This window comes from Providencia sp. PROV189, from assembly GCF_028480065.1.
In the GTDB taxonomy this organism is placed as follows: domain Bacteria; phylum Pseudomonadota; class Gammaproteobacteria; order Enterobacterales; family Enterobacteriaceae; genus Providencia; species Providencia stuartii.
On the sequence record NZ_JAMPOG010000008.1, the window covers coordinates 209,475 to 224,898 of the forward strand.

15 protein-coding genes are annotated in these 15,424 nt (G+C 37.1%); 1 reads left to right on the top strand and 14 read right to left on the bottom strand.

Features of this window, described 5'->3' with window-relative positions; all coding sequences use genetic code 11:
* Positions 1–114: 114 nt before the first annotated feature.
* The 13 genes from PR833_RS06760 to PR833_RS06820 form a co-directional block, all read right to left on the bottom strand.
* On the bottom strand, positions 115–1,140 hold the full coding sequence (locus PR833_RS06760; RefSeq protein ID WP_004926562.1) for a PapG chaperone-binding domain-containing protein: 1,026 nt from the start codon (positions 1,138–1,140) through the stop codon (positions 115–117).
* Between the two features lie 15 nt (positions 1,141–1,155).
* On the bottom strand, positions 1,156–1,689 hold the full coding sequence (locus PR833_RS06765) for a fimbrial protein (protein WP_154625290.1): 534 nt from the start codon (positions 1,687–1,689) through the stop codon (positions 1,156–1,158).
* 14 nt (positions 1,690–1,703) lie between these two features.
* Positions 1,704–2,204, bottom strand: coding sequence for a fimbrial protein (locus PR833_RS06770; RefSeq protein ID WP_004926555.1), 501 nt, complete (start codon positions 2,202–2,204; stop codon positions 1,704–1,706).
* Positions 2,197–2,595 carry a hypothetical protein gene (locus PR833_RS06775; protein WP_036941941.1) on the bottom strand — a complete coding sequence of 133 codons (399 nt, stop codon included), beginning with the start codon at positions 2,593–2,595 and terminating at the stop codon, positions 2,197–2,199. The genes PR833_RS06770 and PR833_RS06775 overlap by 8 nt, the downstream gene beginning before the upstream one ends.
* 28 nt (positions 2,596–2,623) lie before the next feature.
* On the bottom strand, positions 2,624–3,331 hold the full coding sequence (locus PR833_RS06780; protein ID WP_004926549.1) for a fimbrial biogenesis chaperone: 708 nt from the start codon (positions 3,329–3,331) through the stop codon (positions 2,624–2,626).
* Positions 3,332–3,340: 9 nt separating this feature from the next.
* Positions 3,341–5,815, bottom strand: a complete 2,475-nt coding sequence (locus PR833_RS06785) for a fimbria/pilus outer membrane usher protein (protein ID WP_060560945.1) — start codon at positions 5,813–5,815, stop codon at positions 3,341–3,343.
* A 14-nt stretch (positions 5,816–5,829) separates the two neighbouring features.
* Positions 5,830–6,372 carry a fimbrial protein gene (locus tag PR833_RS06790; protein ID WP_004926542.1) on the bottom strand — a complete coding sequence of 181 codons (543 nt, stop codon included), beginning with the start codon at positions 6,370–6,372 and terminating at the stop codon, positions 5,830–5,832.
* Positions 6,373–6,430: 58 nt separating this feature from the next.
* Entirely contained in the window at positions 6,431–6,973 is a 543-nt protein-coding gene (locus PR833_RS06795; protein ID WP_004926539.1) for a fimbrial protein, read from the bottom strand.
* 265 nt (positions 6,974–7,238) lie between these two features.
* The gene (locus PR833_RS06800) at positions 7,239–7,526 is read right to left on the bottom strand and encodes a helix-turn-helix domain-containing protein (protein ID WP_004926536.1); all 288 of its coding nucleotides are present in this window, start codon (positions 7,524–7,526) and stop codon (positions 7,239–7,241) included.
* A gap of 1,257 nt (positions 7,527–8,783) precedes the next feature.
* Positions 8,784–10,277, bottom strand: a complete 1,494-nt coding sequence (locus PR833_RS06805) for an aldehyde dehydrogenase family protein (RefSeq protein WP_004926533.1) — start codon at positions 10,275–10,277, stop codon at positions 8,784–8,786.
* 27 nt (positions 10,278–10,304) lie between these two features.
* Positions 10,305–10,673 (bottom strand): cupin domain-containing protein, encoded by a 369-nt coding sequence (locus PR833_RS06810; protein ID WP_004926531.1) that lies wholly within the window; start codon positions 10,671–10,673, stop codon positions 10,305–10,307.
* A 46-nt stretch (positions 10,674–10,719) separates the two neighbouring features.
* A complete protein-coding gene (locus PR833_RS06815) occupies positions 10,720–12,024 on the bottom strand; it encodes an NAD(P)/FAD-dependent oxidoreductase (RefSeq protein WP_004926527.1) in 1,305 nt (434 codons plus the stop codon).
* Positions 12,025–12,260: 236 nt separating this feature from the next.
* Positions 12,261–13,031 (bottom strand): helix-turn-helix transcriptional regulator, encoded by a 771-nt coding sequence (locus PR833_RS06820; RefSeq protein WP_014656847.1) that lies wholly within the window; start codon positions 13,029–13,031, stop codon positions 12,261–12,263.
* A 340-nt stretch (positions 13,032–13,371) separates the two neighbouring features.
* Between PR833_RS06820 and uriH the strand changes: the two genes are divergently transcribed.
* Positions 13,372–14,316: a uridine-preferring nucleoside hydrolase UriH gene (gene uriH / locus PR833_RS06825; protein WP_004926521.1), complete on the top strand. Its 945-nt coding sequence runs from the start codon at positions 13,372–13,374 to the stop codon at positions 14,314–14,316.
* Positions 14,317–14,367: 51 nt separating this feature from the next.
* Here the strand turns inward: uriH and PR833_RS06830 are convergent, their stop codons facing one another.
* Positions 14,368–15,351, bottom strand: coding sequence for a glycosyltransferase (locus PR833_RS06830; RefSeq protein WP_004926519.1), 984 nt, complete (start codon positions 15,349–15,351; stop codon positions 14,368–14,370).
* Between the last annotated feature and the right edge of the window lie 73 nt (positions 15,352–15,424).

The following is a 15,424-nucleotide window of genomic DNA, read 5'->3' on the forward strand; positions in this document are numbered from 1 at the left end:
TCATAAAACAAAGCATATATTAACACGTATAATGACTCATTATGCGTGTTAATATCAATAAAAAATGGTAAAAATCAATCCATTGATTTTCACCATCGCCAAACGTAATTCAAATTAAATATACTCAAAAATTAATACACCACCACCACTCATATTACCTACCGATGCATTAGCCCTATTTTTTCCTAATGTCATACCAATATCTAATGTTTTATTTGTAATGCCTTGTAAAGTGGTAATTAACTGTTTTTTATTATCCACGGATAGCTCACCATACCAACCCGATGACGTGTTACCTAAATCTAAACTAGTACGAGTTGGATTAGCACTATCAATTGGTTTTGATGGTCGGTAAGTCACTTTAATATTGCCTGGATGAGTGCAACTAACCGTTATTGTTTTAGTCAAATTTTTACCTTCTGCTAATGACTGAGGTAATGTACCAAAATTAAAATCTAATTGAGTTTTATCGACTCGACACGTATTCACCACCGTGACATAAAAGTTTAACCTTGCTGAGTTTTTAGGCTGGATTAGCGCAACAGAACTTAACCATTTACTAGGTACCTCCGGATTCCTTACCCCAAACAAAGTTGTATCCACTTGAATAATATGCGGTGTACTTCTAATCGGTAAATTTGTATTACTAATTAAAGTTACTGCCGTTTGCCCACTAAAAGCCATCGGTGTATAAGGTACTGAATTGCACGTTGCACGCCCGACATTACCTGCACTTTGACCTATTTTTGCGTATTGAGCATTAGGATATCCCGAAATTGATCCCAAAGATTGAGGTAAAACAATTCTAAAATCAAATGCCTTCCGCGTTACAGGATCAACATATCTCACTGTATTTGGTACGATAACATACTGCACGTTAATTGAATTAGGAGAACCACCATAAGGAGCACAGGCACGAGTCCCCCAAGCATATTCTGTCATTCTCCCGCCAGAGCTACTTAAAATGGCATTCAACGTTAAGTTTACACCATTAAAATTAGCCCCTGTCCAAGTTGTATTTGCGGTAAACTGAGTGCCATTATATCCCATGACAGTCCAATCATCAGGGTCTCCAGCGGAGCTAATATTTGAAAAAGCAAATAATACGACCGGTAGTAAAGAAAAAAATTTTTTCATCATAAGACCTAATTCAGATTATAAATAACTCATCAAAATAGCCACCGTACTGTCAAAGCTACCTTCAGTTAATAGTGATTTATCAGGTGTAATTAAAGATGCACGAAGAATAAATGAGCCTTCTAGCTCATTACTCCCAAAAGGGATCCACTTATTTAAATCAAGATTAGTATTTTCTTTTGTCAACGAAATTCCTAATCCCTCCTTTGATGTGCGTAATACATTATTACCTACCTGTGTATAAATGCCATATTTTGTCGGATATAAATATAAGCTCATCACTTTGTTAGCGGGTACTGAACTACCAGCGCAGTTATATTTAAGTTGAATATCTTGATAAGCAGTTCCACTCTCTACGTCAGAAAAATCAATGTTATCAAAGTTCACAAACAAGGGGGATTGATTATTATTGCCTAAAACGGTACAGACCGGAGCAACAATCGTTGCACTAATATTTATTCTGACATCTGCACGACCGCTATTAAAATCAGCGGCAAGACTCCAATTGGATAGAAACAATAATAATAAGAGTAGCTGTCTTATCTTTATCATATTATTTCCTCTTATTAATTATAATTAACCATAACACTTGCTGTGCCATGAATAGTGCCAGGTTTAGCGAAATCACCTTTAGTTAAAAATGCATTTAAAACTAATTCTGCTTTACTATCATTAGTAACCTGTACTTCTAAAGGTTGATTAAATGATATAGGCTCCCCACTCATGCTTTCTAGGCCGACAATGAGACCGGTTCCACCTTGCGTTTTCAAATAATCAACGCCATTTCGCCTATATACATTAGTAGAGTCTAATGAAATTTTTATAATCTTATTCATCAGTGTTGGCGTACAATTTTGAAATTCAATTGCAAATGATTTTTTATCCGAGATATTGCCACCGATTTCAATATAGCCTAATGAATAAGGTATGAATTGAACTGTTATATCTGATTGTTTAATTTCACACTTTTTATCAACTAAATTACCATTAAAATTAATAACCAATTCACTGGCAAAAGCGGGAGATACCATCAAGCTAAGTAATATGACCAGTATTTTTTTAATCATAATCTAGCTCCATAATCACTGCTCTACCCTTAATGTTTTTAGTCTGTAGATAAACATTATTTCTACCTGAGAATAGCTTCTGAGATGCCATCACTTGCTGATTACCTTCAAACACTTTCGCTTTTGCCTGTAATGGAATTTTTATATTATTATCATTAAACAAGCATTTATCTAACTCAATAAAAAAGAAACTTCCAACATATTCATTAGCTAAAATGACACACGGAGAGTACATTAAACTTATTTTAAAATTCAGTTTTCCACTTAATTCATTCATCTTCATTGCAGATGTCACATCATTCGAAGGAAAATAATTGTTTTCCTCATACTGAGTGGCCATGCTACTAAATGAAATAAATAAAGTGTAAAACACTAAATAAAAATACTTCATTGCACTCTCACTTTGTTAGCTCTGAAATTTATTGTTTATCTGCTTTACAGACGGATGCATCACAGTTAAATGAAACTGTTGGCCTTCCGCCATAGTCGTTAATATAAGTAAGATAAGGCTTTTGAAAATGAGCAGTCTTGACTTGATAAGAACCAAAAGGTTCGATCATAAACGAATCAAAGGCACCATTTTCTGACTTATTTCTATCACCGGCTAAGCCTATCACGGTCAAATAAAAAGGTGATGTATTTTTAACCACATAACCATTACTGACAGATTGTAATTCTAAATCTAAAGCCCAATTGGTTTTTGCCTTATCTAAAATCGCCTCTGGGCGATAGAATAATTTAATTCTTGACTGTAATGCGACCTGCATAACATTCGGTTTATCACTTTTAGGCGGGATCTCTCTTAAATTAAAGTAATAAACAGACTCTCTATCTTTCGGTAACTGAGATACATCCGTCGTCGAGATTCGAATCATACTTTTTACGTTTGGTTCCAAACGTTGAACCAATGGTGTTGCAATTAACGGCCCTGTTGTTAATTTATTACCATCTTTATCATCAATCCAAGCCTGAGCTAAATAGGGCAAAGTATCACTTTGATTCTCAATATTAATAATAACTGGATTAGAGCTCCCTTCTACTATCGCTCTTGTTCTATCAAGAGAAACCGCGGCCATGCTGTTATGTGCTATAAATAATAGTGGAATTAACAATAACTTATATTTCATAAAAACTCTCTATTTCTCACAAATTAAAATAATTTGATTTACATTATCTAAGGTTGGTAAGGTCGTACTGCATTGTATTTTATTAGACCAGTTGATATTTAACTTTTCTTCTGATTGAACCGCTGTTAACCAAACTAATCCATTATCGCTTACAATCCCGACCTCTCTCCCTTTTTCATTTAATACCTGAGAACCAAATGGTGGTGACCCTGAGTTATCAGACATTTTAATCGTTGCAAATAATTTAAAACCTTTATCTGCACTTATTTTTCTATATCCAATAGCGCCTTCTGTTAAGGCGATATCATAAATTGTATTTGATGATTCAATATTATCTGGTAATTTACTCATATCCACATTGTAACTATTTTTATAATAGTTAGTCATGTTAGGAATAACGCCAATACCTAATCCATTCGTCACGGTTGTACCATTATTTAAAGGAACATCCGCGATATTATTTGTGTCTATCATTAACCTTGAGGCAGAAGAATATGATGAACTGTGTAAAGCTACACCATGTTGCGTCAATGTCACCCCACCATTGAGTCCTAAGCCTAAACTACTATCCCCTTTATCCGAGATAGACATATTACTATTGATAGATGCATAGCGTGTCGGTAAATCATACATTCCAGCAAGTGTACTTTGTTTTTTGGCATCTTTACCGTAGCTTGTCGATGCACTTATATTATAGTAGTCATTATCATCTGTTAAATTAGACACTGAAACACGCGAATTATAAGTATCGTTATATTTCATTGTATCAAAAGTATAAAACTGCTTACCAAATGGCACAGAAAGCATTAAGCTAATTTGGTCATCATATTTATTTTGATAATAGCTTCTATTTGCTGATAATGTAATGCTTCCTCCCTGTAGTTTTAAGTAAGGAAGATTGATACTTTTACCTATATTAAGACCATATTGATGAGTTTGACCTCTATCCCAATATTGTTGCAATTGATAATTTAAGTTTATATTAAACTCACCTAAGCGCTTAGAAAGCGTTATTTGATAACGTTCTTTTTCGCTATCAACAACCCTATCATCTCTTAAATCTAAATATTGGGATAATGTATAGTATTTTCTATCAGTAAATCGATACCCTGCAAAAGTTAAGTCCATATCGTAGTCATCGAATGTTTTCGAGTAATTAACACTGTATGAGTTACCTGAAGGACTATCATGATCTAATTGTGCGAACGAACGCGTAATGTTCACAGAAAGTGCACCAAACCGATTCATAAAACGACCAACACCTAATGAAACCTGTTGATAGCCTTGGCTAATATCTGTTGCACCGTTTAACGACCAATTGTTATTTAAACCGTGAGAAGCCTCTGCTCTAAAAAAGAACACACCACGATATACCGAATGATCCACTTTTGTCGGTTGCCCCGCAGATACGTTATATCGCGTGGTGCCCGGACGCGTTAAATATGGAACATTCGAACTACTCACTGTAAATTGTTGTTCAGTACCATCCTGCTCAATAATTTTTACGTTAAGCTCACCACGAGTTCCACTGTTTAATGATTGAATCTTAAATGGTCCAGCAGGTACATTTCCATCGTGCAATACACGTCCGAGTTGTGTAATGACAACTCGTGCATTCGTTTTAGCTATACCTGTTATCTCTGGTGCATATCCACGTAACCTTGGTGGTAACATGGAATCATTAGTGAATAATGATAATCCTGTAAATTTAATTGGCTCTAAAATTTGTGAGGGGGTTGTACTCTCACCAATCACTAATTTAGAATCTAGCGCTTTTATATTTCTATATAAATAAATGGCATTAAATAAAAAATTACGTATTGTCGATGTTTTACCATTGGAATTTTGTCTTTGATAATTACCATAGTATTCACTACGTAGGCGCCATGCTCCCATATTGGCGCCAAGATATCCACTAATGGAAGCAATCTGATTCTTTAAGCTATCCCGATCACTATATTGATAGTTTGCATTATAGTCTAATAACAACCCACTGATACCTTCATCCCACAATGATTTCGGTAACCAGTTATTATCCATATATTCGAGATATAATTGTGGTATATTCAGCGTCACAGTGCCTTCGGATAAATTAGGGATAACACTGACCCCTTTTAATGCCGAAAAATCAATACACGCCCCATCATTCCAATAGGTTAATTGGTCAATATACTTTTCTTTAATACCTAAGCTATTAATGTATGACTTATCAATGCACACATCACTGACAGAGGCATCTGTACTATCACCAATAATTTGAATAGGAACTGTAGACTGCGTCAATTGAGTACTATTTATAATGATGTTAAAGAAATAAGTTCCCGGTAGAATAAAATTAGGATTTTTAAATCTTGAGACGTCAATGTTAGCTTTATCTTCGCTATCAAGTATATCGGTATTAAACTCTACAGCGTAAGACACTTTAGTCAAACAAAGCATCGATACCATGAATATCGTTATTTTTTCTTTTGTTGATAACATCATAAATACTCATTAGATTAATAGTAATCGATATCAAATGTAATGATACTTGAGAATTCTCCTAATTGAGGCTTTAGCTTATCAACAACAATAACCTCAGATAAAAAGTCTAATTGCTGTTCATTAATCGATTTTGTTTTCCCGGATATTCTTTTTAATTTATAAATTGGGTAGTATTGATTAGGTTTAACAACATCGTTTCCACTTAATATATAAATAGCTAAACCATCGGCATCATTAAATTTAAAGCCATTAAAATTATTTGTTGCTGGACCTGTAAACTTTATTCGTACAGGCGATTTTTCATCATTGAAGTAAGAATTTGATAATTGGCAATTATTTAAAATTATTTTAAATGGTTTCTTTATCTTATTTTCTTCTAACTTGCTTAAGGCATAGGCACCAAAATCAATAATTTGGTCTTTACTCGTCAATTGAATTGAGCAACCAGAAGCGAGTACCTCTCCTTTTACTGTTGCCTGTCCCCAATTCATTGCAGCAAAGACTGGCATACTGAAAATAGGTGAGAATAACAGAGTAATAATCAGCAAGCTTTTCATAGTATTAATTTTTCAAATTATAGGCTCCTTCGCCTAATAGTGAAGGAGCCTGTATAACTTACTGGTATGCGATTTCGAAAGTAGAGATCGTTGAGAAATCACCTGCTGTTACAGCATTAGCACCCACCTTCTTAACGAAAGCAGAATAAGTCAATGTATTATCACCATCACGTAGGTTCAGTGCCGCAGGGGTTCCAAAAGTAATATCTTGGATACCAACTGCAACGTTTGCTGCGCTACCTGATGTTGCTAAAAGATTTTGACCTGCAATTTTGCTAACACCATCAAAAGTAATCGTTGCGGTCTTAGTAACTGTGACTGGGTTTTGTGGATCTGTATCGTCAATAGAAGTCAAAGAACAATTTTTCAGGTTCAATTCAAAATTTTTGTATTTTGAATCACCCGCATTTAATTGGCTTAGAGATAGCTGACCAAAATCAACAACCGTTGCCGTACCGCCTTGACCCGCATCTAGGTTACAAGGAGTATCACGAACTTCACCTTTGAAAGTCACGGTGCCTGAGTTAACGTCTGCAAGTGAAGCGAAAGATGTGGTTAACATAGCCGCTGCTAATACAGCCATAGCTTTATTTAATTTCATACTATTTCCTATCAATGTTTTAAGTTTAATTATAAATTGAATAATAAAATTAAGACTATTTAATTACTCAACACAGATAAACATATCTGTATTAGAAAGCATTTTAGATAAAACACTTTCTAATACATAAAAATTCACGAAGTCCATCCCCATTAGCTATAAAGCTAAAAGGTTAATTTAATATATTAGAAAGACAATACAGCTAAAACTAGTTTAACTTTTATCTATACTATAAAGATTCTTTAAACAGAAATAGGTTATCATTTCATAACATGTAGTCTTTTGGCGTTATATGGCAATCATCAGACTTAAAGAATGACGAATATGAAATAAAGTCTAAAAATGACACATTCATCACTGATAGTATAAATGTAAAATCTGATAATGAGAGTGTATGATAACCTCTTTCATACCGTGAAATTTGCTGTTGACTTACACCTATTAATTTACCAAGCTCAGCTCCCGTTAACCCTTTTTTTATTCTAATCATTCTTATAAATTCACCAATTTCAGAGTTAATCACATCAAAATGTTCTTTTTCTTGTGAAACCATAAAACAATCTCTCTAGTGCAAGTATTTATCAGAATAAAAAAATGAAAAACCAAATAGAAATAAATTATTAGATAATTAAATACTCTTTATTTGCATGTAATCTAACTCTTATCTATATTCTATTAAAGAAGTTTATTTCGATCGAATAAACCACTTACGATAGGTGAGACCTATCAAGTGACGTAAATTGTTCCATGAATTAAATAATAATATAAATGCAACTACTGGATTTTCACAACTAACCAAATGATTAAAAAGACTTTTTGAATAATACACTTTAAATGATTACTTTATATTTTAATAATCCCATTAAATTAATATACGTATATTTACCCATTATTATTAAAATAAATTTTTACATATGAAAACATTAAAAAATACGTATACCCATTTATCATGTTTTTCGCTAAAATAATTTTTTAGACAAAAACAAACTTAATAACATTATCGTAAATAAAATAACCAAAAGCAAAAACAACGAAAATGAGTTTCATTATTTTTTATAATATTTAAAATTAAAAAATAAACATTTTAATTGTCTTTATGATTATTTACCCCTACCATCAAAGCATTATCTACTAAATTATCTTGTATCTCATTCATCGATTTTTGTAAATTCAAGTAAACTCTCTTTTCGTGTTAATTTTTAATATGTTTCCCAAAAACCAACACAAAACCATATCGAGAATTTGTCGTTTGAGAGTTAATAGTGAATGCCGTTACAAATAACCTTCAAATCGGTTACCTGTACATTGATAACTCGCTCTTGCTAGGTGGCTTTTGAACGTGACACTGAAACTGAAATGAGTTTACGGCGATTTGATATCTATCTTTAGACTAAAAATAATTAATGGATAAGCGGTATCCTGCATCGTCTCACAATCAATATCAGAAAACGTTCTAACCTATCTAAAGGGCATTCTGTGCCCTACCTAACACTGGGTTATGTACGTTGTTAAGGCTCTCTCTTCGAAGATTGTGATACCGACGTTACCAAGAGGAAAAAGATAACAAAAGCTCAGGGAGCACGGGTTTTCATGAGTGACCTCCACTGATAATTTTCTCCAGCCGAGTCTCAACGTCCCTTTAAGGCTAATGTTAGAAAAGCTGCGCCTGACTTTTTGGAGATAAAAAAAACCCAGCGTTAGCTGGGCAACCACTATAAAATTGACTCAAAAAATACTCGATACAACACGTCCAAATACAACTACTGGCAACACTGCATTGGAGGCATGCTGAATACAACAACATTAACAATTAATAACGAACCATGACCGACTTCAGTTCTGTGTAATGTTCAATAAACGCACTGCCGAATTCACGACCGATACCCGAGGATTTAATCCCACCAAAAGGTACGGCAGGGTCAAGGAATGTGTGCATATTGACCCAAACGGTTCCTGCCTCGATACGTGAAATCATACGCATCGCCTTACTCAGATCGTTAGTCCAAAGGCTCGCGGCCAAACCAAATGGCGTACTGTTCATCTGTTCGATCAACTCTTCTTCATCATCGTAACTTAAGAAAGTACCCACTGGACCGAATGTTTCTTCTTTCATTAACGCATCATCTGGGCTGTTCGCACGGATAATGGTTGGCGGTACGAAATAACCCGCACCAGCTATCGGCTGACCACCGTAGACAATTTCATTGCCTTCTTTACGCGCTTTCTCAAATAACCCTAAAATCTTTTCATAATGGGCTTTATTCGCCAATGGCCCCATTTCGGTTGTTTCATCCAACGGAGAACCAATTTTCAAGGTAGATAAACGCTGTTTAAGCTGAGCTAATACTTCATCCATCAAAGAAGATGGGATATAGAAACGCTCCGCTGCCGCACAAATCTGGCCTTGATTGAGGTAACCCGCTTCAATAATGCCATCAACAATTTTTTCAACAGGCAGGTCAGCCAAGAAAGCCGCCCCATTCTTACCGCCTAATTCGAGGGTTACACGGGTGAGTTTCCCTTCCATTGCAGCTCGGCCTACGGCAAGTCCTGTGGGTACTGACCCCGTAAAGGTCACTTTCGAACATAATGGGTGACTAATTAACGCTGGGCCAACTTCACGACCACCGCCGTTAACAATATTAATAACACCATCAGGGATCCCAGCTTCTTTGGCTAATTCAACCACTCTCAGCATAGTTAACGGTGTAAATTCGCTCGGTTTTAAAACAATAGTACAGCCACAAGTCAGCGCCGCTGCCAACTTCCAAATGGAAATCATAATTGAGAAGTTCCACGGAATAATGCCGGCAACAACCCCTACTGGTTCACGCTGGGTAAAGGCTGAATACTGTTCACCTTTAAATGATGGTAGAGAGACATTCAGTGTTTCACCGCTAATTTTTGTCGCCCAACCTGCAAAATAACGTAAGAACTGAGCAGCAGAGCCAACTTCAAGAAAACGCGATAATTGGATGGTTTTCCCTGAACATAAGGTTTCTAACTGCGCCAGCTCTTCAAGATGTTTTTCGAGCAAGTCCGCTAAGCGATTGAGGCAGTTACCTCTCTCCATCGGCGTTGTTTTTGCCCAAGCACCACGAAAGGCGGTGTAAGCAGCCTGCATAGCAGCATCCACTTCGGCCTTAGTGCCTTCTTTCACTTTCGCGATAACTTGCTCTGTGGCAGGGTTAACGACTTCAAAGAAGGCATCCCCCTCACCGGAAACTGGCTGGCCGTTGATAAAATGTCCATGTTGACGTTGCAAAAACGCACTAACTTCCGGCAATAGGGCTAATTGATTCATCGTTATCACTCCACTTTTAAAAATAAATTATGCGTTTACACAAGCAAGATAATGCTTAACAAAACGCTCAGCGGTGATCTCCCATAGGACTTCAGTGCCTTTAGCAGCAAACCAAGTGTCACCTTTATGATATTCAACAGTCTTACCTGTTTTGACATCAGTCAGTTTGACTGAGCCTTCGTATACTGTCGCCATTTCATCAAATGGGTAAACCATTTTAAACTTACCTTTAGTACAGGCAAAAATACCACACGTTAGGTTATCTGTTGGCTCACCATGGATCATCGCAACGCTAGCTTGTGGGTCACCTTCAACAACCTCTGATCCTAAATTGGTTACACTACCAATATTCAGTAAATCAGGAAGTGGTTTGTTTAACAGTAGTGGACTAATCATGACTTCACCTTTTTATTTATTAACACGATGGTACAAAATAGTTGAGTTAGCGGCGCCCCTGCCAGTAACCCGATGTTTGGTGCATAATTTTTGCCAGCGATACGATGACATTACGCAGTTTGTCCTTACCAATGATGTTGGCATGAGGAATAGAACTCATTAAGTCATAACGGCTTGACCCTTCGACCATACCTTCTGCAAGCACTTTGCACACGATCTGGCTCGGCGTCACACCAAAACCGGAATAGCCTTGTACATAAAATACATTTTTATGTTGTGGCAATGTTCCTATTTGCGGGAATAGGTTCGCACTACATGCCATCGGTCCGCCCCATGCTAATTCGATTTTGACATCTTTTAGATAGGGGAAAACTTTTAGCATCAAATTACGGTTCCAAGCTTTTAGATCAGACGGGATATACTCAAGAAAATGCGTTGAGCTACCAAACAGCAGCCTGTTTTCTTTTGTCACTCGGTAATAATCAATGACAGGGCGAATATCACTGTAAGCACCACGAATAGGGCTAATTTGCTCAATGAGTTCTTCAGGTAACTCTTCTGTCATTAATTGATAAGCGTAGGTATTAATGGTTTTTGGGTAAATTGTGGGTTCAAGACCATTCAGGAATGAGTCACAAGCCCATAGCATTTTTTGCGCTCGCACAGATCCCATTGCCGTACGCACTGTGATGGTATTACCATATTCCACATTGACGACTTGGCTGTTTTCGAAAATTTTCGCGCCATAGACTTCGCTAATAGCTTTTGCTTCACCCAAGAGTAAATTCAAGGAGTGAACATGACCGCCGCCCATATGCTTGATGCCACAGGTATATGCATCCGAACCAATGATCTGTTTAAGATCAGAGCCTGAGTAAAACTCAATTTCCTCATCTGGGTCGACGGCTTTAAAATCATTCAACCAACTGCGTAACGTTTTTTCTTGGCGTTTGTTACTCCCTAAGTAGGCGTAACCACGACAAAAATCGGCATCAATATTATATTTAGCAATACGGTCGCGCATGATCCCCGCCCCCATGTTGCTAAGCTTAAAAATAGTTTCTAAACCTTCCTTGCCAACATATTTTTTAATGGCGTCAATATCATGACCGATTCCCGCCATGACTTGTCCACCGTTACGCCCTGAACCGCCATATCCCAGATAACGCCCTTCTAAAATCGCGATATTGGTGATGCCTTTTTCACATAATTCAAGCGCCGTATGGATACCGGAAAAGCCACCACCAATGATCACAACGTCAACATCTAAGTCTTCTCTCAATGTTGGAAAACGTAGGTCATACTTTTTAGTAGCAGCGTAATAAGTTAATGATTCTACTTGGTTATTCATAATGGATACCCTATTTAGTATCTTTCGATAACCTCGATTATCTTAACCTTGCTTTAACATTTACATAGCCCTTTAGGGATATTTGAAACATTGATTTAACATTTGTGACACAGGTAGAATATTTCGATATAAACAACTAATTTAAAAATAGAACAAAAACAAATTAAATCATAATATTACGTATTATTTTTATATTAATAATCACAATTTTAAAGTCATGCTTGATGTTAGAAATTTCAACACAAACAGCGACGATAAGAAGGGTGGTTTCGATGATTCATTAATAAGTTAAACAATTCTGCTTGAGAATTAATATCCAACTTTTGATAGATATTCTTACGATGGTTTTTTACTGTGCCTAAACTAATAAAGAGAGACTGCGCAATCTGCGGAGAGCCTTTACCTTCAAGGATCAGTTCCACTATTTCACACTCTCTTGGCGTTAAACCGAAACGAGTCTGCATATCTGCTAAGCGATAGTGGCTAGAAACATCATTTGGAGAAATTTCTTTATGCAGTTTTGCCATGCTACGAATAATTTCAAATGCTTCTTTTAAAGGTGCCTGTGTTGATTTTTCAGATAAAAACGGTTCATCTTCATTACCAAAAAAGATCCCTAACTGCCTATCTGCGGTGATTTCCAGTAGCAGCCCCGCTTCATCACACCAACCTGTTTTCCGGTAAAAATTGAGATAGTAATCCGTGTGATAAAAACCTTTTGGTGCTAGTTCTCTCAATGTCAGCACCTGGGAGCCTCCCCCTTTTTGTAACTCTTGGTAGAAAGGATCCATAAGGTAAGCCCCGCGTTGATAAATGCGGTTCACACTGTCACTGTTGCGCTTTTCAACTTTCGATAAAAAGCGTGGTGGGGCATCTTTTTCAAATGAATAAACAATGGCATTATCAAATGCAATAAATGATGATAGCCATGATAATAAATTAGGATAAAATTGGTTGGTTGCAACAGAATCAATCACATCAGGTAGTTTATCCAGATAGTTTTCCATTCTGCCTCCAAAGTCATTAACTTATTAATAAGCTATTTTCTCTCAGCGATAAAATCAGCTGCCAAAAGCTTATAAAAACCACATTATCCTAAGCAACTCAATCCAATTGTTATTAATATGTTAATCAAATCACACTCTCGTCCAAAAGTATTAATAATTTGTTACCAACTATTTATCACCATCCATATAAATCCGAGATGTATCACAGGAAATGTACACGCAATTTTTTAACCTTAATAACACGCTTAGATAGACTCAATTAGCAATGGATCCTATGGTTAAGCTCATTCCTTAATACATTCATGCTTAACCATTTTCCTGCCAACTTTAGGAGAGAAAAATGCCACAAAAGAAAATCATTTTAGACTGCGACCCCGGCCATGATGATGCAATGGCAATTCTATTGGCATTAGGGCATCCTGATATCGATGTGCTAGCAATTACTACTGTCGTCGGTAATCAAACGTTAGATAAAGTCACCCACAACGCTCAAGCCATCACTGAATTCGCTGGTGGAAAACAAATCCCTATTGCAGCAGGCTGTCCTCGCCCACTAATACGTAACATCCAAAATGCGGCAGAAGTACATGGTATAAGTGGCCTTGATGGCACCCATCTTCCTTCCCCTACACAGCCACTCGATAAGCGCCATGCCGTTGATCTCATCATCGATACCCTAAAATCCCATCCACCTAAAACGGTCACACTCGTTCCTACTGCGGGGCTAACTAATATTGCCCTTGCTGTAAGAAAAGCGCCTGAGATCGTCGATTTAGTTAAAGAAGTGGTTTTAATGGGAGGAGGCTACCACACCGGAAATCGTTCTGCGGTCGCCGAATTCAATATTGCTATCGACCCAGAAGCTGCTCATATTGTGTTTAATGAACGCTGGCCACTCACCATGGTAGGCCTCGATTTAACACACCAAGCAAGGCCGACAGACAAAATTATGGCCGATATCGCCGCACTCAATACACCGATAAGCCAGTTTGTCGTGGACTCATTAAGTTACTACACTGCGGGATATCGCCAACGTAATGGAACCAATGAGCACGCCCCTGTGCATGACCCTTGCGCTGTTGCTTATGTTATTGATCCAACATTAATCACAACCCAAAAAGCGCCGGTAAATATTGAATTACAAGGGGCACTGACCACAGGGATGACTGTCACTGATTTCCGGCATCCGCCAGCTAGCGACTGCCATACGCAAGTTGCGACTCGATTGGATAATGCTAGATTGTGGGAATTGTTTATTGATTCATTGAAAAGATTACCTAATTAGGCCTTTTCAAAACAAGGGTAGCCAATGTTTCCATTCGCTACCCTTTAGCGATTATTTAGCGATAGCTTTCAACTTAGTGTAACGACGGATCAAACGCCATTTTAACTTGATCGTCGTCGCATGAGACCAGATCACATCCCAATAACCTTTCTCAAAAAACATGCGGGCGACATCTCGCTGTGTTTCCGGTGATTTAATGGCAAGTATGGCTTGAGTAATCCCAAGCCCTTCTTTACCGACCTGCCATAAACACGCTGGCGCCTGTTCAACCTGTTTCGGATAGCGCTTATAGATATCCAACAGCATATCAATGATTTTCAAATAGGTATTTATCTTACGAATAGACCGTTCATCCCCTTGCAAGGAGTGGGAAACCGACTGATTATGGATCAGATAATCGTAATATTGCTCATTAATAAATTGAACTCGCTTCGCCACCAGCAGTAATTCCGTAGTCCATGGAATATCTTGATGGTGCAATTTAGGTTCAAAGGAAAAGTTATGCTGGCGAATTAAATCCAGACGATAAAGATTCAACCAAGTCACATGTAAAAATTTACGTGAACTTAAACCAATTTCCAGCCATTCAGGGCCACTAATCACACCTGTTGATGGTACTTTATTGGGTGGAAAAATCGCTTTTGGTGCATCACCATTAGTGTAAATATATGTTCCGTTACAGGTGGCTACATCCAAATCTCCCGCCAACGCAATTTCTAACAAGCGACCATACATTTTAGGACTAATTTCGTCATCAATATCAGGGAAAGTGATATATTTCCCTCGCGCTTCTGCCATGCCGGTATTACGTGCGACAGAAACCCCCTGATTGTCTTGCGTTAATAATGTAAAGTGACTGAATTTATCTTGATACTGGCGGATCACCGCCTCACTGTTATCTTTTGAACCATCGTTTACGACGATTAATTCCCAATTACTCAGATTTTGCGCTAATAAGCTATCAAAAAAATGAGGAAGAAACTTTTCACCATTATAAACGGCAACGACAATACTCAAAACAGGTGCAGGAGACATGTATTAACCTTATTAAACCATTCATTCGAAAGCCACCTTCCTTGGTCACTTTCTGCTATTATTTTGTTCAAAC